This is a genomic window from Vibrio sp. YT-16 (assembly GCF_033337405.1).
GTDB classification, from domain to species: domain Bacteria; phylum Pseudomonadota; class Gammaproteobacteria; order Enterobacterales; family Vibrionaceae; genus Vibrio; species Vibrio alginolyticus.
On record NZ_JAWOQQ010000002.1, the window covers coordinates 424,566 to 447,711 of the forward strand.

Genomic DNA, 23,146 nt, shown 5'->3' on the forward strand with positions numbered 1-23,146 from the left:
CGTTTAAGGATGCTGTGATAGAAAGGGAATGTTAAAAGCAAAAGCCCGCAATCTTATGATTTGCGGGCTTTTATTGTTTGAATGCTATTGCGCTTTCTCAGGCTCTAGGCTTTTTTTTTCCTGCTGCATTTTTGCTAGGAAGTAGATGTTAACGCAAGCTATAAAACCGTTAGTTAGTACTACAGGCCAAGAATCAATCATTAGTCCGTAAGCAGTAAATAGCGCACAACCAATAAAGTTAAGGATACGAAGCTTAACAATATCTTTCATAGTTAGCGAAATAGCGACCATGATTGAAGCTGCATAACCTAAAATCTCAACCATATTCATGTCCATTTTTTGACCCTCTTAAAATCTGCCGAATTTTGTCGGTACCAATTCTTCTCATCTTGAGATTAATGAGGAAGCTCCATGCCTCGAATGGTCTTTTTTTGTTGTATGGACGCACTATATCAATGGAAAAACCGTGATAAAAGCCTCAAATCAAGGTTAAGAGAAGGTTAGCGATTACGCAAACGTTTAGGACTGGAATTACTGATAATTTTACTTATTGTGTTGATTGATAATAACGATGACATTAATAGCTCAAACACCATTGAAAGTAAGGGAATATTTACATATGATTGAAAATGATAATTATTTTCAAGTGCTGTGTTTATGTATTTTATTATTAGCTTGCTCGTGTTTTTTTTGCTGTATATCAGAACAAAACCGAACTCGTGGTGTGCGGGGATTCATATCGTAAGCCACATTTTTATCGTTGCATTTTGTCCTGCAATTTATGTTGTTCAATATTTAATCGTTACGTTTTTTTCGTCACCGATATTGATTAAGCTGTCATCACGCTCCGGTGTATACAACATTCTCATTGCTTTTCTTCCATTATTGATCGCAACCGGCAGTCTGGCGTTTAGCTGAATGATTTCATCTCTCTTCTTTTCTTAAAACAACTACACTTAATTAGAATAAGGTATCAATTTCATATAATTATTCGATATCTACGTGTTAGCACATGTGTCACATTTCTGTGACTACGAGTAAGTTTTACTTATGTTGCTCGGTAGTAGGGTATTTATCGATTGTTTAATGATTCAATACTTAGTTTAATCGCATAAAGGTGTGCAGTATGCCGCACTAAATTAATAAGAAATTATCTAAAAAGGTTAATGGGAAACGTAAGCCATTAGCGGAGGTCAGATGAGTACGCACACGGTACCGCAGAGCGCGATTGTAAATGCTGTCAAAGGTGAAGTTTTGGTTTTGGGCCTGGATGGAAACGTTAAGGTCATAAAAGCGGGGGATGAGTTAAGACCTGGCGAGATTATTATCACAGAAAATAATGCTTCTCTCGACGTACAGATAAATAATGAGCTTTATCTGGTCGATGCAAATTGTGTTGCTTGTCTTCCTGTGCCTTCTTCTGAATCACTAGAACCAGTATTGGTACAATCTCCAGTTAATGGCTTGGTGACTTTTGACCCAACGGCTATTGGAAGTGCTGACTTCGACGCCAACGATATTGCCGCTATCCAGCAAGCTATTTTAGACGGAGCTGACCCTACCGCTATCTTAGAAGCAACAGCTGCTGGCGCAGGTGCTGAAGGCTCGGCTAATGCTGGCTACGTGACGGTTGAATATAATAACCCGGAAGTACTCGCGTCTACTTTTTTTGAAACGTCTGCGACTCGCAGCGGAGAAGATGATCGCGACGAAGATGACGGTTTGAATGTCACGATTTTTGCTGATGGTGGGCAGTCACTGCAATCTAGCGTAACAGAAGGCTCAATTTCTCTATCTAGCTACCCGCAAACCATTTCTTCTAGTGTGCTGGTTGAAGCAGGGGATCTCGCACTTGATACTGCTTCATTTGTACCTGAAACGTCCTCATTAGAGTCTTTGTTAACCGAGTTAAATAGTGACATTACCTCTGGTGGTCAGCCAGTAGCGTTCGTTTACGACGAAGCGCAAAATGCCATTATCGGCACTCAAGGTGGTAACGAAGTGCTTCGTATCGAGATCGAAGCGACATCTTTAGGCCGTGATTTAGAGTTAGAGGTCGTTACCACGATTAGCCAGGGTATTGACCATGTGGCGTCCATCGCTGATGGCCAAGTATCTATCGTCGGTGATCAAATCAATATCGCTTTTGATATTACTGGCGCAGATATTGGTGGGAACAGCATTCAAGCGCCTATTGATTTTACGACAACCGTTATTGATGGCGATGATCCTGCGCCGCAAAACGTTACTTTTGAAAACGTTGAATCTTCTTCTACACCAATCACTGGCACCTTTGTTGATATTGGTAGTGATCAATTGGCAACGGTCACGTTTAATCAAGAAGGACTTAGTCAGTTCGATGGCCTATTGAGTGATAATCAGGCGACAGAAGCGGTACTCTCTGAAGACGGCAGTACTATCACCTTGTCCATTGCTGGCTCGAATGAAACCGTCTTAACCATCAGTCTGAATACTGATGGTACCTACCAATTTGAGCAATTTAAGCCGTTAGAACAAACAAACGGTGAAGATACGATTGAGCTCTCTTTGCCAACCACAATCGTCGACTTTGACCAAGATACAGCAAGCAACACCTTTACGATGACCATCCTTGATGGCGATAATCCAGTGATTGAGAACGTGACGGGATTGTCTTTAGACGAGGCGGGTGTTGACCAAGGTTCACAGGAAGGCGCGGTAGTAACAAGTGGTACTGGGGCGATCACGACAGCGGTCGGTAGTGACATCATTGATCACTATGAGTTGGAACCTACAGAGTTCAATGTTGGTGGAGAACTCCAATCTCAAGGGCAGGTTGTTCAACTAGAACTAGCGTCCGAGAGTAACGGCGTACGTACTTACGAAGGCTTCATTGAGCTGGATGGTGTGCGTATTACCGTATTTGATGTGGCGATTGATGCACCTGCATTGGGCGAATACCAATTCAACTTGTATGAACAACTTGACCATACGGGTGCTAACGATGACTCGCTCACTTTCTCACTGCCAGTTTACGCGGTAGATGCGGATGGTGACCGCTCCTCTATTACCGAAGGTTCGAACACACCAGAAGCTGCGCAAATTGTCATTCAAGTTCAAGATGACGTTCCTTCGATTGATGGCGTTGATGCGCTAGCCGTCGATGAAGACGATTTATCAAGCATTGGCTCCGATCAAAGCGACTCTGTGTTCGCGCAAGGTAGCTTCACGACGACTCAGGGCTCAGACCGTGTTGTAAGTTATCAATTAGAGAGCGGCACTGATCCACTCAATGGGTTGGAATCGCAGGGGCGATCTATCTCTCTGACGGAAACAACCAATTCAGATGGCAGCTTTACCTATTCTGCAACGGCAGAAGGGGACGCTATTTTCACCTTACAAGTGAACCCTGACGGTTCTTATTCATTTACCCTTGAAGGTCCAATCGATCATGCTGTGGGTAGCGATAGCTTAACTCTAGACTTCACTATTGTCGCAACGGACTTTGACGGTGACACCAGCTCACTTGTTCTACCGGTTACCATTACTGATGATGTGCCAACTATTAATGACGTTGTCGCTCTTAACGTCGATGAAGATGACTTAAGTTCGGTAGGCTCAGACCAATCACAGCCAACATTGGTTGAAGGTCAGTTCACGACAACTCAAGGTTCTGATGGCGTCGTACAGTATCAGTTGGATGTAAACGCTGATTCTTTAAATGGCCTGCAATCTCAAGGTCAAACCGTTTCCATTGCCGAAACGCAAAATGCAGATGGCAGTTACACCTACAGCGCAACGGCAAATGGCAGTGCAGTTTTCACATTAATTTTGAATACCGACGGCTCGTACAGTTTTGAGCTGCAAGGTCCAATTGACCATGCGGCAAATAGCGACAGCTTAACCCTTGATTTTAGCGTTATTGCTACAGACTTTGATGGTGACACAAGTCAAATCGTATTGCCTGTTACCATTGTGGATGATAAGCCGACCATTACCGATGTCGATGCGATTACCGTTGATGAAGATGATTTGGGCACGATTGGTTCGGATCAGACTGACCCGATTTCAATCGATGGTAACTTCACCACCACACAAGGCTCTGACCGAGTAGTGAGCTATCAGCTTGATGCTTCAGCAACACCAGTGGCTGGACTCACATCACAAGGCGTGGCAGTCACACTGACGGAAACCGCAAATGGTGATGGCAGCTTTACTTACGAGGCGACAGCGGGGACTGAAGCGGTCTTTACGCTGACAGTGAATACTGATGGTAGCTATAACTTCACGCTTGAAGGTCCAATCGATCATGCTGTTGATAGCGACGAGCTGACACTGAACTTCCCAATCATCGCAACAGACTTTGATGGCGATACCACAAACGCCACGATCCCTGTGACGATCGTGGACGATAAGCCTGTTATTACCGACGTCGACACCATTACGGTTGATGAAGATGATCTAGCGTCAATCGGTTCAGACCAAAGCAATCCAATTTCTATTGATGGTAACTTCACCACCACACAAGGTTCAGACCGAGTGGTGAGCTACCAACTCGATGGCACATCAACACCAGTTGACGGTTTAACATCGCAAGGTGTAGCGGTAACGCTGACTGAAACGGCAAACGGTGACGGCAGTTTCACTTATGAAGCGACTGCGGGTGGAAACCCAGTATTTACTCTGACAGTAGATACTGATGGCTCTTACAACTTCACACTTGAAGGGCCAATTGATCATGCGGTTGATAGTGATGAGTTGACACTGAATTTCCCAATTATCGCAACCGACTTTGATGGCGACACCGTTACTGAAACCATTCCAGTCACGATTGTTGATGATGTACCGACCATCACAGCGGTGGATGCGTTAAGTGTCGATGAAGACGATCTTAGCGGTGTGGGTTCCGACCCTGGCGGCGATCTGTTCGTTGAAGGCGCGTTTACGACCACTCAAGGCTCTGACCGAGTGGTGAGCTATCAACTGGATTCAACTGCTGATCCTGTTGCGGGGCTAACCTCTCAAGGTGAGGCGATTACCTTGGTGGAAACCGCGAATGGCGACGGCAGCTTTACCTATGTGGCGACCGCTGACGGTAATCCAGTCTTCACGTTGAATGTCGCAACAGATGGTACGTACGACTTTACGCTGCAAGGTCCGATTGACCATGCAGCTAACAGCGACAGCCTGACGATTGATTTCCCAATTGTTGCCACCGATTTTGATGGTGATACGACCACGGCAACCATTCCCGTTACGATCACGGATGATGCACCAATCATCGATAATGTTGTGCCTCTGGCTGTAGACGAAGATGATTTATCAGGTATTGGCTCAGACCAAACTGACGCTGTGTTTGTTGAAGGCGCGTTCACCACTACCCAAGGTTCAGACCGCGTGGTGAGCTACCAACTTGATTCAACTTCTGATCCTGTTTCGGGGCTAACCTCCCAAGGTGAGCCAGTTACTCTGGTAGAGACGGCGAATGCCGATGGCAGCTTTACTTACGTGGCTACCGCGGATGGCAATCCGGTTTTCACCATGAACGTGAATGCAGACGGTACATACAGCTTCCGTCTAGAAGGTCCGGTTGATCATGCGTTAAACAGCGATGAACTAGTTCTGAACTTCCCAATCATTGCAACAGACTTTGATGGCGATACGACGACCGCGACCATTCCAGTCACGATTACTGATGACGTTCCAACCATCGATAACGTTGTCCCACTAACAGTAGACGAAGATGACCTTGCCTCAATTGGCTCAGACCAAAACGATGATGCGTTTATGTCGGGCTCTTTCACCACAACTGAAGGCTCGGACAGTGTTGTTAAATACCAGCTTGATGCAACAGCAGATCCAGTAGCAGGGTTGACCTCTCATGGTGAGCCTGTCGTGCTTACTGAGACAACAAATGGTGATGGCAGCTTTACTTACACTGCCACAGCAGATGGCAATGCCGTATTTGAATTGGTGGTGAAGCCAGATGGCAGCTACACCTTTACTCTGCAGGGCCCACTAGACCATGCGGTGAATAGCGACGGTCTGCAAATCGACTTCCCGATTATCGCAACAGACTTTGATGGCGACACCTCATCGAAGACGTTACCTGTCACCATCGTTGATGATAAACCAACCATCACTGACGTAGACGCAATCCGTGTGGATGAAGATGACCTAGCGACGATTGGCTCTGACGGCTCAGATCCAATTTCAATCGATGGCAACTTCACTACAACGCAAGGCTCTGATGGGGTAGTAAGCTACCAATTAGATACTGCTGCAACGCCAGTTGATGGCCTAACATCGCAAGGTGTGGCAGTGACGCTGACGGAAACTGCAAACGGCGACGGTAGCTACACTTATGAAGCGACAGCAGGAACTGAAGCCGTATTTACGCTGACCGTGAATACGGATGGTTCATACAACTTCACGCTTCAGGGGCCAATTGACCATGCGACAGACAGTGATGAGCTGACACTGAACTTCCCAATCATCGCGACGGATTTTGATGGTGATACCACCACAGAAACGATCCCAGTCACCATCGTGGATGATAAGCCGACCATTACCGATGTCGATGCGATTACCGTTGATGAAGATGATTTAGGCACGATTGGCTCAGATCAAACTGACCCGATTTCAATCGATGGCAACTTCACCACCACACAAGGCTCGGACCGAGTGGTGAGCTATCAGCTTGATGCTTCTGCAACACCAGTTGACGGCCTTACATCACAAGGCGTGGCCGTCACGCTGACTGAAACCGCAAACGGTGATGGCAGCTTTACTTACGAGGCGACAGCGGGTACTGAAGCGGTCTTTACGCTGACAGTGAATACTGATGGTAGCTATAACTTCACGCTTGAAGGTCCAATCGACCACGCAGTAGATAGTGATGAGTTGATACTGAACTTCCCAATCATCGCGACCGACTTTGATGGCGACACCACAAATGCCACTATCCCAGTGACGATCGTAGACGATAAGCCAGTTATTACTGACGTGGATTCCATTACGGTTGATGAAGATGATCTAGCGTCAATTGGCTCAGACCAAAGCAACCCGATTTCTATTGATGGTAACTTCACCACCACGCAAGGTTCAGACCGAGTGGTGAGCTACCAACTCGATGGCACATCAACACCAGTTGACGGTTTAACCTCGCAAGGTGTGGCTGTCACGCTAACAGAAACTGCAAATGGTGATGGCAGTTTTACCTACGAAGCAACAGCGGGCTCTGAAGCGGTCTTTACGCTGACAGTGAATACTGATGGCTCTTATAACTTCACGCTAGAAGGGCCAATTGATCACGCGGTTGATAGTGATGAGCTGACACTCAACTTCCCAATTATCGCAACCGACTTCGATGGCGACACCGTTACTGAAACCATTCCAGTCACGATTGTTGATGATGTACCGACCATCACAGCGGTGGATGCGTTAAGTGTCGATGAAGACGATCTTAGCGGTGTGGGTTCCGACCCTGGCGGCGATCTGTTCGTTGAAGGCGCGTTTACGACCACTCAAGGCTCTGACCGAGTGGTGAGCTATCAACTGGATTCAACTGCTGATCCTGTTGCGGGGCTAACCTCTCAAGGTGAGGCGATTACCTTGGTGGAAACCGCGAATGGCGACGGCAGCTTTACCTATGTGGCGACCGCTGACGGTAATCCTGTCTTCACGTTGAATGTCGCAACAGATGGTACGTACGACTTTACGCTGCAAGGCCCGATTGACCATGCCGCTAACAGCGACAGCCTGACGATTGATTTCCCAATTATTGCCACCGATTTTGATGGTGATACGACCACGGCAACCATTCCAGTCACCATTACGGATGATGCGCCAATCATCGATAATGTTGTGCCTCTGGCTGTAGACGAAGATGATTTATCAGGTATTGGCTCAGACCAAAGTGACGCTGTGTTTGTTGAAGGCGCGTTCACCACTACCCAAGGTTCAGACCGTGTAGTGAGCTACCAACTTGATTCAACGGCTGATCCTGTCGCAGGTTTAACTTCTCACGGTGAGCCTGTTACTTTGGTAGAGAATGCGAATGCTGATGGCAGCTTCACTTACGTGGCTACCGCGGATGGCAATCCGGTCTTCACCATGAATGTTAATGCTGATGGCACATACAATTTCCGTCTTGAAGGGCCGGTGGATCACGCGTTAAACAGCGATGAATTGGTTCTGAACTTCCCAATCATTGCAACAGACTTTGATGGCGATACGACAACCGCGACTATTCCAGTCACGATTACTGATGACGTTCCAACCATCGATAACGTTGTCCCACTAACAGTAGACGAAGATGACCTTGCCTCAATTGGCTCAGACCAAAACGATGATGCGTTTATGTCGGGCTCTTTCACCACAACTGAAGGCTCGGACAGTGTTGTTAAATACCAGCTTGATGCAACAGCAGATCCAGTAGCAGGGTTGACCTCTCATGGTGAGCCTGTCGTGCTTACTGAGACAACAAATGGTGATGGCAGCTTTACTTACACTGCCACAGCAGATGGCAATGCCGTATTTGAATTGGTTGTGAAGCCAGATGGCAGCTACACCTTTACTCTGCAAGGTCCACTAGACCATGCGGTGAATAGTGACAGTCTACAAATCGACTTCCCGATTATCGCAACAGATTTTGATGGCGACACGTCGACGGAAACACTACCTGTCACCATCGTTGATGATAAACCAACCATCACTGATGTAGACGCAATCCGTGTGGATGAAGATGACCTAGCGACGATTGGATCTGATGGCTCAGATCCAATTTCAATCGATGGCAACTTCACTACAACGCAAGGCTCTGATGGGGTAGTGAGCTACCAATTAGATACTGCTGCAACACCAGTTGATGGTCTGACATCACAAGGTGTGGCCGTCACGCTGACGGAAACTGCAAACGGCGACGGTAGCTACACTTATGAAGCGACAGCAGGAACTGAAGCCGTATTTACGCTGACCGTTAATACGGATGGTTCATACAACTTCACGCTGCAAGGTCCAATCGACCATGCGACGGGTAGTGATGAGCTGACACTGAACTTCCCAATCATCGCGACGGACTTTGATGGTGATACCACCACAGAAACGATCCCAGTCACCATCGTGGATGATAAGCCAACCATTACCGATGTCGATGCAATTACCGTTGACGAAGATGACTTAGGCACGATTGGTTCGGATCAGACTGGCCCGATTTCAATCGATGGCAACTTCACCACCACACAAGGCTCTGACCGAGTAGTGAGCTATCAGCTTGATGCTTCAGCAACACCAGTGGCTGGACTCACATCACAAGGCGTGGCAGTCACATTGGCTGAAACCGCAAATGGCGACGGCAGCTTTACCTATCAAGCAACAGCAGGCACCGAGTCGGTCTTTACACTGACAGTGAACACTGATGGCTCTTATAACTTCACGCTTGAAGGCCCAATCGATCATGCTGTTGATAGTGATGAGTTAACGCTCAACTTCCCAATCATCGCAACCGACTTTGATGGCGACACGTCTGCTGAGACAATTCCTGTCAAGATCGTTGATGACAAACCGACACTTGGTGGCATCGAAGCAACAAGTGTGCAAACGGTTGACGAGGACGATATCCCAACAGTCGGATCTGATGGTACGCAGTCGAACAGCATTGCAGGTAACTTCATCGCGACTGATGGCTCTGATGGCATTGTGGAGTACAGCGTTTCTGACCTAACCACGCCAGTACAAGGCCTGACCTCTGGTGGTCAATCTCTGGTTATGGTTGAAGTATCAAACGCAGGTGGCGTTTCAGTTTACGAAGCTCGTATTGATGGCACGACGACACCAGTATTCCGTGTGACTCTCGATGCTTCTGATGATAGCTACACTTTCGATTTGCTTGCTCCTCTCGATCATCCAAATGCTGATGGCCAAAATGAACTGGTCATCAATTTACCGATAAACGCGACTGACTTTGATGGAGACGTGTCGAACAACATCACCTTACCAATTACGGTTGTGGATGATGTTCCGACCATTGACGGTTTACTAGCAGGCAGCGAACAAACCGTTGATGAAGATGACCTACCAGCAGGTACGGATGCTGCAAGTGCAGAAGATACTGTTATTTCAGGTACTTTTGATATCACCGAAGGTGCTGACCAAGTTGCTTCTATTCAGCTGAGTGACCTGACCACGCCTGTTGCGTCACTGACTTCAGATGGTGAAGCTATCACCTTAGTTCTGTCTTCTAGCGCAAACGGCGTGAACGTATACCAAGGTGTCGCAGGCAATCCTGCTGAAGTGGTGTTCGAACTGACGTTGGATGCAACGAACAACACCTACGAGTTCGATTTACAGAAGCCGCTTGATCATCCCGATGGTAATCAGCAAAACGAGATTGTTATTAACCTCCCTGTGACGGCGACAGATAATGATGGTGATACTTCACCAGCCTTCACATTGCCAATTACCGTTGTGGACGATGTTCCAGTTGTTACCAATATTGAAAGTCTACGTGTCGACGAAGATGACTTACCTCTTGGTTCTGATGGAACGAAAGAGCCATTAACGGTATCAGGTGAGTTCGAAGTCACTAGCGCAGATGGTATTGATGCTTTCGAATTGGATCTAAGCTCAAATCCTATCCCGAATCTGAAATCGGGTGGAGAAGAGGTAACACTTTCTCAAGACGTTGGCGCTTCAACTGCTGACGCGCTTGTTTACGTGGGACAAACACCGGGTGGAGTGACGGTCTTCACGTTGACACTTCATCAAGATGGTAAATACGACTTTGAGTTATCTGGTCAGTTAGATCACGCGGTTAACTCTGATGAGATTTTGTTGAATCTACCTGTGAAGATCACGGATGGCGACAACGATACCATCACTGCGACCTTGCCAGTTACGATCGTAGATGACAAACCAACCATTGATGCTATTAGCTCTGGTAGTACCTTGTCTGTGGATGAGGATGATATTCCAAGCCAAGGTTCGGACGACACGCCAGAATCCAATATCATTGGTGGCAACTTTGACGTTACTGATGGTGCCGACTCTATCGTTAGCTTCCAGTTGGATAGTTTAACATCGCCTGTTTCTGGCCTTACCTCAGGTGGTCAACCGCTTGAGTTGGTTGAGTTTTCAAATTCAAACGGTGTGATTGAGTACCGAGCTTATGTACAAGGTACGACGGACACCGTCTTTAAACTGACGCTAAATGGTTCAGCAGACAGTTATGAATTTGAACTGTTGGGTGCACTTGATCATCCTGCGGGTAACGATGAAAACTCGTTGGTCATTAACTTCCCAGTCAACGCGACTGATTTTGATGGCGATGTGTCCAATAACATCACCTTGCCGATCACCGTGGTGGACGATGTCCCAGCTATTGTGAAAGTGACAGACTCTAGCCAACAAACCGTTGATGAAGATGATCTTTCCGGTGGCTCTGACACGACAAGTAGTGATTCAACGGTATTGAACGGCGGATTTGAGGTCGTTGCTGGTGCAGACAAGATTGTCAGCTACCAAGTTTCAGACCTCGATGCAGTCGTGTCTGGTTTAACGTCGAACGGCAGCAGCATCGAGTTGAATCTAGTAAGCACGAATGGTGGAGTAACCAGTTACGAAGCGGTTATTACTGGCACATCAACTAAGATCTTCACGCTGTCTCTTGATGCGAATAATGACAGCTACCAATTTGAGCTGTTGGGACCAATCGACCATGACGCTGTTCAAGGTGAAAACAACCTTGTCATTGATATTCCAATTACAGTAACAGACTTTGATGGTGACACGTCATCATCACTGAATCTTCCAATTACCGTAGTTGATGACATTCCCGAAATTAAATCAGCAGATGCTTTGGCTGTTGATGAGGATGACCTTGCCAACGGCTCTCAGGCAACCAACAAAGACAGCCTAGAAGCAACGGGCAATTTCGATACGGTGGAAGGGGCAGATACCGTTGTCTCTTATCAGCTGGATCTTACTTCTAACCCGATACCAGGAGTAACTTCAGGTGGTTTTGCGGTGACGTTAGTTCAAACCGCGGTAAGCAACAACAACTTTACTTATCAAGGTCAAACACCTGATGGTAACTCAGTGTTCACACTAGTTTTGAACGCTGACGGCTCTTACAAGTTTACGCTTGAGGGTGCGCTAGATCACTCAACTCAAGGCGAAGATACACTCATACTTGATCTCCCAGTCTTTGCGACCGATGTCGATGGTGATACGGCAGGTATTAACTTACCAGTGACGATTACCGATGATGTTCCAACCTTGCACGATGCATCTATTTCGCGTGTTGAGGGGCAAGGCAGCCGCACGGTTCGTTTATTCCGAGACCCTGTAGAGGGGGATGATGACCTTGGTGCTGACGGCGCACAAGTGACTTCATTCTCGGCTGATGATTCAGGCATTTACTTTAAGCAAAACGGTGTTGATTCTGATTCTGTCGATTTGAACGGCAGCGACCAAGTCGTATTTGTTCACAAGGTTCTTGACGGAGTGGATACTGAAATCGGTCGTTTGGTTGTTCGAACCGATGGCAGTGTGTCATTCCGTCCGAATGACGATCTTGACCATACCGAAACCGACTCGATTGATTTCACCATCAACGTTGTTGCAACCGATGGTGATGGCGATATCGCAGATGCCGATGTGGATATCTCGATAAGAGACCGCAATGCGCAAATTGACACGTCTACCGTTACTGCGTTCGAAGACCAAGGGCGTGATGGTGTCGTTGTGGGCGTTGACTCTGCAAATACTCAGGACAACTTGTCGACGCTGGATGTTAACCCTGCGAAAGTCGACTTGGTTATCAATTTACACGATATCGACCGTAACGAGAGCTTAGGTGACATCACTATTCGAGATGCTGATACTCACAACGGTACGTTCTACTACCGAGACGGCAGTGGCAACTACATTGAATTAACATCTGTGGGCAATACGGTTGTTCTCGACGCATCAAATGTTGAGCAGTCATTCAATGGTGAGCTTGTCTCGTTAGATAACTTGTACTTCGTACCAGATCGTCATACATCAACCGATGCTTCTGGTATCGATCCTCGTATCCGCGTGGAAATTCTTAACAATGGTACGCCAGATCATACGATTAATGGTCGTTTAGACATTGAAGTTGCTGCCGTCGCAGATATTGCAACGTGGACGGCAAGCAGCGAATTTAACTACTCGGTTGATGAAGATGGAAACAATGTCGCACTTAACATCACGGCTGAAACCCAAGACACTAGTAACCCTGAAGGCATTGTGTACGAGCTTGTCTTTACACAAGGAGAAGGTAACGCAGAGTTAGTCTATTCAGATGGTAGTGCGATACCAAAATCCGGTGGTGTTTATCTGGTGGATGCAAGCCGAATTGATGAAGTTCAAGTTGATCCGATAGATAACTTCTCGGGCGAAATCAGAATTGATGTCACCGCTATTACGACGGAAAACAACAATCCACTGCTTGGGAAAGATACTGCTCGCTCAGAAACCGAAACCATCATTATTGATGTAAACCCAGTTGCGGATAAAGGTAGTTTTACTGTAAATCGAATTAATGTGTTTGAGGATAACGCTCGAACTCAAAATACGGTAGACCCTGTCACTGATCACGACCCACTCCAATTAAGTGAAGTGATCACCATGAAACCATCAGCGGACTTAGATGGTTCTGAAGCGTTATTTGTGCGCATTTCTAACTTCTCAATTGATGGGGTTACTTTGGTGTGGCTGGACTCAGCAAACCCAAGTCAGATAGTAGAAGTGACCGATTCAGGCGGCAATGTACTTTATTACGAAGTGCCAGAGTCTGAATTAGCGAACGTCGAAGTTCTTCCTCCGTTGCACAGCAATGATGACTTTACTTTCAATGTCGAAGGCATTGTGAAAGACACAGCATCATTGTCTACCGGTACGACAGAAGATGTGTTGTCACTGGGCAGTAAGACCGTCATCGTTGGTGTAAAAGGTGTTGCTGACATACCAGACACGGTATTAATTGACGCGGGGAACGTTTGGAACCGATTCGTAGACGGAGATGTGGCCGGGATAGAGACGACTATTGAAGAGAATGGTGTTGTAAACCTCAACTTCTCGGTTGTATCAGGTGAAGTTGCCGATAGACCACAGGATGATTCAGAAGCCATTACTGTTATCCTGTCCAACATCCCCGACGGTGTTCGTGTCGTAGATTCAGACGGTTCAAGCGTTGACCTCACCTTTGTTGGCTATGATGGTAACGGTCAACCGATTTACGAAGCAAACATCACTGGGCTGAATTTTAATTCCGGTATTCAAATTATTCCAGAAGCCTCTTCAACCGAAAACATTGCGATTACAGGGACGATCATTGTTACCGAAAATGATGGTCATAGTCGTGTGATTGAAAGAGAGGTAAGGATCAAGGTCGAACCCGTTATTGACGCTCAAGATAACTACGTTGTTCGATCGGAGGGAGATGAAGATACGCGCTTTGACATCGATTGGAAACCGACGCTCGTACAAAGCCCTGATACCGATGAATTCTTTAGTGATGTAACCATCTCTGGATTTCCTCCAGGCAGCACGGTCTATGTAGATGGTGTGGCACAAGCGCTTGTTTCTGGAACACTAACGCTTTCACCGCAAGCTGGTGAATCAGAGCAAGATTTTTCCGCTAAAATCTCTCAAAGTGGCTATGTTCAAGTCCAGTTGGAGCAGGATTCAAGTACTGACTTTGACTTGACCACGACCGTCACTGTGAAAGAGATTGACCATGAATATGTTGACGCTTCGAATCCCGGTGAAGGTATCGCTGAGAAAACCATCAATGGTACGGTGAATGTCCAAGTTAATCCAATCGTTGAGCCAGAGGATAATACGGGGGCAATAGATGACCAAACCCGTCTGCTTGTCACTGAAAGTGGTGGTGGTGCTACCGATATCGTGAAGTCAGATGATCAAGGTAACATTGACTTTACGATCAACACTTCTATGGGGGGCGAATCTGGCGCTCATATCATTAAATACCAAGAGTTTGATGCGTCTTCAGATGAAGTGGTGACTCAACTTGTTGTTCAATTTCACAATGTGGACCCTGAGATCCTCAACCAATTGGTTATCGTCGGTGCACTAAATGAAGGTGGAGGTCGTTGGACAGTAACTAATGAAGACAACTTCTCAATTAAAGCGCCGTCTGGACTTGATTTAACACCAAACGATGACAGTGACGATGGCGATAACGGTGGTCTCTCTCAAATTGGCTTAACCATTTACGCAGAAGTGAATGATTTGGGCGAAGATTTGGGCAACGAAAAAGATGCGACGGTCGTGCGTCAAACGGATGTGACACTAGAGTTTCCAACCGTCCTCACACCGAAAATGAGTGTAGCGGCAGAGATTCAGGTGGCTGATGATGTCCAAATTCAAGCGTTGGAAGACAATTCTATTAACCTTGGTGCTCAGTTGACGTCGAAAGTCGATGCGATTAATGCAGATGGTGTGGAAGATGTCTTAACTATTATCGTCGACCCGACAGCTCCTGGCATTCCTCCTGGTTTGGTGATCACGGGGACGGATGTTGATTTTGTCAATGGTAAATACGTGTTCCAAGCCCATATCGATGCGAGTGGAAATATTACTGGCCTTGATGGCTTGACGATGCACTTGGCAGAAGATTACGCAGGTGATTTCGAATTACCAATTCGGTTTGTCACTAAAGACACTGAGTCCGGTGATGAAAAAGAAAATAATGTCCAGTTTCCAGTTCAGGTTTTACCGGTTGCAGACGTTCCGAGTTCAGCCGGGGATCAGCCGTTGGATAGCGATGTCACACCGAATGTAAAAGTAGATATCGTTGGTACTTTCGGCTTGGATGCAAACAAACAACCTGTAACTGATCTAAATAACGACGTTCCCACGGCGGATGGTGTTGGTTACGAAGATGGCTTAATCCAACTTAACTTGAGTGTTGATTTTGCCGATCAATTTAACAACACTCAAGGTGGTCGAGAAACACTAACGAACATCAAGTTAGAGCTTGATGACACAACATTAGGTGAGTTTGTTGATGCCAATGGTAACAGCTTAGGAACCAGTATTGAGTTTAATGAAGCTGAGATTTTAGCTGGTGCGCTTGACAATGTTCTGTTTAAGCCAAAAGAAAATTACCCCGTAGGTGGTGGCCAAAATACCGTCAAGATTAATATCGAGGGAGAAATTACTGATGAAGCTGTGTTTGATCAGTCTATCTTGAATAACTCTGGCGATAATATAGATGTGAGAACCTTCACTGACGATGTCACATTTGAAGTTACGCCAGTCGTTGATGACATTACCATTACAGGTGCCGATCCGACGCAGCCAATCACGGTGATTGGTGACGAAGATACTTTAATTTCGCTGAATCAATCGGGCTCTGGTGTTTCGATCAGCCTGAACGATAATGACGGTTCTGAGAGTTTCGTTTCACTCAAGTTAACGGGGCTTCCTGATGACTTTATCGTTAAATCCAATTCCTCTGATTATGTTGTTAAGAACAACGGTGGGGGCGAATGGAGTATTCAACTAAAAGATCTCACTCAGACGTCCATTGACCTGAGTGACATCCAAATTAAACCGCCAAAACACTTTAGTGGCGAGGCTGAGATAGGTATTACGGTCTTCATTCAAGAGGAGTTGCTACAAGTTCCAACGGAACGAAACAACAACTTTACGCTTATTGTCAATCCTATTGGTGATGATGTTGATGTGAATCCCGATACTTCGGCTGCAGGTAATGAGGGCGAAGACATTGTTATTAATGTAAATGCGTTAGTGGTTGATAACAAAGAGTCCATCGGAGATGGTGCAAACTACCAGGAAAATGATCCAGAGACGCTGAGAGTTGAGGTCTCCAATGTCCCTGATGGGGCGAGTGTTTCATTACCTGATGGGACAGTATTTACTGACCAAGGCGGCGGCGTTTTTGTCTTAGAAATCAATGCTCAAGACTTGGATCAAGTGGTGTTTAATTCTGGTGATCGCAACGATAACTCATGGGATGGTTCGCTGCATTTCAAAGTGCAAGCCGTTGATACTGGGCTCGATGGCAGTCAAAGCTTGGGCTCCGCAGAGGAGTTTGATGTCACTGTTGATGTTGAAGCAGTGAACGATCGTCCAGAGTTCGTCAATACCGTGGATGTGGAAACACCAGAAGATACGCCAATGCTGCTTGATGGTTTCAGCATTACCGATATTGATGCCGTACTCGATGATCCGAATGCTGAATATGTACTCAATGTGAACGTCGACAGCGGTATCTTGGAGCTTAATCCAACGCTCATCGCTACTTACAACCTAACAGTGAGCGGTGATGGTACGGACTCCGTTGAACTGAAAGGTACAGTGGCCGATCTAAACAATGCCATTGCAGACGGTCTGATTGAGTTTAATCCAGAGCTGAACTTCTTTGGTGACGTTCAGGTGGACGTGACAGTCGATGACCAAGGTAATGAAGGTATCGTAATTGGTGGGGTAGATGACACCCTAAATACCAACAGCAGCAGCTTCAATATTGAAGTGACAGCGGTGAATGATACCCCAGAAACTACGCCAGTGACGCTACCGGATATTGAAGAAGATAGTGGTGTGTTCTCCATCTCTGAAGCGGATCTTATTGCGAATGCGACAGACGTAGAGAACGATAATCTCACGGTTAGCAATGTTCAGTTAACGGATCCGAATTCGGGCAGCATTATTTTCAACAGTGGCACGGGAGAGTGGGAACTTACCCCAGCACCAGATTACAACGGTCCAGTTGAAATCACGTACACCATTACAGATGATGGCACGACAAATGGTGCATCCGATCCTAAATCGGTTAACGGCAGCGCATCGTTCAACGTAACGGAAGTCAATGATGCTCCAACGACGTCTGAAGTGACACTTTCTGATATCGCAGAAGACAGTACGGCGGTTGATATTACCCAAGCTGATTTGTTGGCGAATGCGTCTGATATTGAAAACGACACCTTGATGGTGAGCAATGTCCAGTTGGTTGATCCAAGCAGCGGCACATTGGATTTCGACAACGTAACAGGTACATGGTCATTTACTCCTGCGCCTGGCTACAACGGCAAGGTCGATCTGACCTACAACATTACCGACAACGGTACAACGAACGGTGTTTCAGATCCTCAAACGGTGTCAGGAACGGCGACCTTCGAAGTCACTGAGGTGAACGATGCACCGGTAACATCAGAGGTAACGTTGAGTAGTACCGAAGAAGATGGTGGTTCGGTAACTATTACGGCTACTGAGTTGCTGAGCAACGCAAGTGATCCTGAGTCAGACAACTTGACCGTCGATAATGTTGCGTTAGTGGACCCAGCTTCCGGCACGTTGACTCAAGTGAGTGCGACAGAGTGGACGTTTGAACCCGCAGCAGATTTCTTTGGTGACGTTAATTTCACTTATGAAATCACAGATGACGGAACCACTAACGGCGCTCCAGACCCAATTACAATCGCGGGCACAGCAGTGTTGAATGTTGAAGCGACCAATGACGCACCTGAAATCACTGCAGCATCGGTAACGGATACGATCAACGAAGCCGATGGCCAGAAAATAACGGGTATTAGTGTAAGTGACATCGACTTCACTGGTGCGCAGGCGAATGAAATCATGACGGTGACTCTTACAGTTACCGAGGGCGACCTTCGTGTCGAGCCGCCAGCAGGTAGTGGTGTGACTGTTGGGGCGGGGATGGCTGGTGAAATAACCCTAATGGGCACACCAGATAATATTAACTCCGTTCTTGGAGCAACAGACGCTTCTGAGGGTGTATTTGTGGATGCAGGAGATGTCAACGCAGCTTCAATCACTTTATCGGTGAAAGTCGAAGACAACGGCGTGTACTTCGAAAATGCGGGTACCGCATTGGAAGCGAATCAAGATTTCACTATCAATGTGACACCTGTAGCTGATGCACCTACATTGAGTATAAATCCTCAGTTTAATTACATTCGTCAAATTGCGGCTAGCCAAATCGCGAGCAGTCAAGGTTTAGCGATTGTCGGAATCATGGCGGCGCTTACTGATATTGACGAGGTGCTGTCTTTGGAGCTAACGGGCGTACCAGCTAGTGCTGAGGTAACAAGTGGCGTTTCTCCATCAGGCATTAGCTTCGATGGTACCACTTGGACAGTACCAAGCGATGAAATTGATACGCTAGAAATTGTCGCAACAGATACTAACAGTGGTATTGATGTCGGTTCTTACGATATTTCGCTTACGGCGATATCAACGGAATCTAATGGCGATGAAGCGCAGTCTTCACCTGTCCAAATTAGTTTGGATGTGAGTAGTGATAGCGACGATATTGACCAGTCAACCGCAGTGGACGACAGCTATTTAGTCGGTGGAGACACAGGTATCAACTTGATTGGTGGCGACGGTGACGACGTTATTCTGGGTGGCGATGGCGATGACGTGCTTATCGGTGGCTTAGGTTCAGATATCTTAACGGGTGGAGACGGCAGCGATATCTTCAAGTGGACGGTAGATTCCGTTGATGAAGGGGCAGTGGATACCATTACTGACTTCACTGTTAACGAAGACAGTATCGATTTACGTGAAGTTATCTCTGATCTCAATAACTCAATGATCGACATGGATGATCTGCTTGGTCACATTTCGGCAGACTACGATGCATCGACGGAAAGTGTTTCTCTGAACATTACGACGGATGCAAATGTTCAACAGACTATTGTCGTGGAAAACTTAGGTACTTCAATCGACTTCAACGGTCTCAGCTCCAACGAGATTGTAGAGTCATTGCTCAACAACGGTGTTATTGATAACGGATAAACCTGTATGCAACATAAAAATGGGCGGTTCTGATAAGCCGCCCATTTTTTTCGGGAAAGCTTGATTTTAAACAGGAGATATTTGAATCGAAATAGAAAGCAAGAACGAAGCAAAGGGGTTATCTTGTTACGACGTTATAGTGATAGTTGGAAATTAAAATAGCGATAATTTGATGTTAAATCGCCTAAACGTGGATGTCTAGCAAGCTGCCAATGATTTCATTGTTTTTCTCTATGACAGACGCGCCAACTCGGTTATAACCAGCGGCTTGTGCTAGGTTGATGAGAGATTCAACTTTTTGAGAGGGAAGGCTAGGTGTTGAGGCTGTTATTGCGACATCCGCAACCGCAGCTAAATCGATGTTGTGATCAGAAAGCTCTTCTTTAACCTTACTTACATTATTGCTAATGCCATGTGCAGCTTTCTCGGCTATTTGTTGTGACATCTGAACGATGTGGTGTCCAGATTGAATTCCCGATACAGGCATATCACTACTCCCAACATTATGATAGTGAGAGCATAGGTGGACTTTATAAAACGTTCAAGTGTTTTATATCAATGACTTGATTAGGCAAACAGTTTGGCAAGCATTTCTCTTTCTTCACCAGATAGAACCGGTTTTTGCGCTTTATTTAGTTTCACGCTGATCTCACCTTGTAATGACTTTAACTGACTTGCCGTTAAATCACTGAGCTTTTGTTTAAGTTCATTAAATTGTTGTGCGTTCATCTCAATACCTTCGTCGTGATTCGGTTTATCCGTCGTTGCCCGAAATTCTTCATCCTTTGGATACAACATATTTATTCAACCAAAATAGATTAGAATTTGATCGATTGCTTTTTGTCCGAATATTGTCAAGGTGTGTTAAGTGATACGTCAGATTTTTCCTAAGAAGGTACATAATTACCCACTTTGGGGTAGGTGGAAACGTAAAAATAAAAAGGGAAGCGATATAGCGCTTCCCTCTTACATATGGTTTGAATGTTACTAACTTACTCTGACGGCAAACTTGCTAGCAAGTGAATGAAGCTCTGGGAGCATGCGATAGATAAGATGGAGTTGTTGCAATACCATGCGGGCAGAGCTGTCGTCTTCATCGCGCCATTCATTTAAGCGTTGCTCGAGTCCAGCATCATCAATATTAGATAGGTCACACTCCTCACAATGCTGGTGAAGCTGTTTATGAAGTACATCCAGATGTTGATGAATACAACGGTGAGCATCTAAAACGAGTTTATGAATTGACTCATCTTCGATGCGAGTTCTGTGCGCGCCTAATGCAGAAATATAGTTCAACATTGCGTGATTTAACGTTAGGAAGCGAAAACTTTCATCAACAGCTGCGCGATATTTGCCAGGCTCCGCCAGCATCGTACTAATCGCAGAAGAGAGTGAGGCATCATTATTGTGGGCCTGGCGGCGAGCGATACGGTAGCTCAAATTGTCTTTCTTGCCGATTCTATACTGACCAATGATCTGATCGAGATACTGCTTGTTCGCCTCTATCGCATCCGACATAACTTTGTGAAGCCTTCTCGACTGCCAGTCGGGCAAAATAACTAATACAGCTCCTACTGCAAGCACACACCCGATGAGGGTATCTGCTAGTCGAGGAAGGACAACTGCGTAACCTTCACCTAGTTGATTAAATAAGAAGAGGACGAGCAGTGTAATAAAACCAGTCGCGTACCCATAGTTGTTCATCCGGAAGGCGAAAAACATGACTCCAGAGATAACGATAAATACTAACTGGCTTTCTTGAGAAGGGAAAAAAGTCAGCAATGGTACACCAATCAACAAACCAGCTAATGTACCTATTACTCGCGCCGTCAATTTTTGGCGAGTGGCACTGTAGTTCGGTTGGCATACGAATAAAGTGGTTAAGAGTATCCAGTAACCTCGGTCGATGTTGAATATTTGAATGATTCCATAGCCAATCGTTAAGGCAATTGACATACGTAATGCATGCCGAAACAGCATCGAATCTTTGTGTAAATTTGCTGATATACGCTGCCACATCGCCTTTAGCGTGTGTGGGTTGGTATCGGCGAGGGTATCTTCTTCGAGGCCTTCAACATCTGGGTTGTTAATGTTATTAAGTTGTTTTTCTACCGTCGCTAAGTTATTGAATAAATATGTTAACTGCATCAGCAGACGTTTCCAGTGCCCTTGCTTTTGTTCTTCTAGATAAGCAAGAGAGTTTTGTACTTCAGCTAATGCCAGAATAGATTGATCGGTATGGGAGTATTCATTTCCTAGCTGAATGGCTAGTGCAATATCACGACACGCTTGGGCTTGAGACTCCAAAAGATATTTAAAACGAAACAGCACATCAGAACGTTCAAATTCGGTCGCTAAATCCTGATAGCGATAATGGCTAGAACTGACGCGTTCGTGAATGTCTTGAGCGATGAAATAAATATTTAAAAATCGGTCACTAGGCCCATCAATGTGACCCCGTTTCGATCGGTTAAGTAATGTGGTTTTACAAGCGTTTAGTGCCGTAACCGTGGCAGCATTGCATTTTGCAGCTTCAATCCGTAGCGGTTGTGGCGTCAAGTTGGTCACAGGGTGAAAAAGCTTGGCTTTCGCATCAAGATAATTCGCCATTTGGAAGAACACATTGGCTAAGCTTTGTTGCACCGGTTGAAGAGGCCAAAATATCTGCCAAATCATGGACATGAAGTAATACCATGCGGCACCAGTCAAAAGCAGTAGTGGCTGAAACCAAATGTTGGTGCTTTCATGTGCGCCAAGCATAGTATAAATAGCGATCAGCAACGAACCAAAAGCAATACTCGCGTACTTAGGACCTATCGCTCCAAGAATGATGAAGCCGAAGGTTGAGATAAATAATCCCAACGCAAAAGCCCAAGGGGTATCGAACAAGATTTCAATTGAAAAAGCAGCAAGCGCAAAACAGAGAAAGGTGAGAATCAGAGCCTTGATGCGTCCAGTGAAACTGTCATCACTTTCAGCCAAAGCAGCAGCAATAACGCCTAATATTAATGGCGTTATCAGCGTGTTTTGCTCGAAGTACCAAGTTGGGATAACCACACCCAGTAAGGTAATAAGGATAAGAACGCTGTAATTTATCGTCTTGTTTGCCCAATATAGCCGAAATTTAGAAGTTGCTTGCACAATGCGCCTTATGTTTCCGATGAAGAACAGGGGGAATACTACCAGACCCACTATAGCGCGTTTATGATTTACTTTAAGAAAAATTCGTGGTTGCTGATAAAATCAGCAGGGATGTCATTGACTTATATTAAAACTGCCAGGTCATGTATTGAGGATTGTAAAGCCAGCTTCAAATAACCTCAGCTTTAGG

Annotated in this window: 5 protein-coding genes; 1 reads left to right on the forward strand and 4 read right to left on the reverse strand. The window is 45.9% G+C overall.

The annotated features are described in order from the left end of the window. Positions 1-84: 84 nt before the first annotated feature. Positions 85-336: a YgjV family protein gene (locus R7F07_RS05220; RefSeq protein WP_005376619.1), complete on the reverse strand. Its 252-nt coding sequence runs from the start codon at positions 334-336 to the stop codon at positions 85-87. An 861-nt stretch (positions 337-1,197) separates the two neighbouring features. On the opposite strand from R7F07_RS05220, the gene R7F07_RS05225 reads away from it, so the two are divergent. Beyond that, on the forward strand, positions 1,198-19,815 hold the full coding sequence (locus tag R7F07_RS05225; protein WP_318110454.1) for a retention module-containing protein: 18,618 nt from the start codon (positions 1,198-1,200) through the stop codon (positions 19,813-19,815). Between the two features lie 184 nt (positions 19,816-19,999). Here R7F07_RS05225 and R7F07_RS05230 read toward each other — a convergent pair whose 3' ends face one another. The 3 genes from R7F07_RS05230 to yccS form a co-directional block, all read right to left on the reverse strand. Next, the gene (locus R7F07_RS05230) at positions 20,000-20,302 is read right to left on the reverse strand and encodes a hypothetical protein (RefSeq protein WP_171342898.1); all 303 of its coding nucleotides are present in this window, start codon (positions 20,300-20,302) and stop codon (positions 20,000-20,002) included. Between the two features lie 80 nt (positions 20,303-20,382). Continuing rightward, positions 20,383-20,613, reverse strand: a complete 231-nt coding sequence (locus R7F07_RS05235; protein ID WP_005376575.1) for a hypothetical protein — start codon at positions 20,611-20,613, stop codon at positions 20,383-20,385. Between the two features lie 189 nt (positions 20,614-20,802). Beyond that, the gene (gene yccS, locus R7F07_RS05240; protein WP_005376573.1) at positions 20,803-22,956 is read right to left on the reverse strand and encodes a YccS family putative transporter; all 2,154 of its coding nucleotides are present in this window, start codon (positions 22,954-22,956) and stop codon (positions 20,803-20,805) included. Between the last annotated feature and the right edge of the window lie 190 nt (positions 22,957-23,146).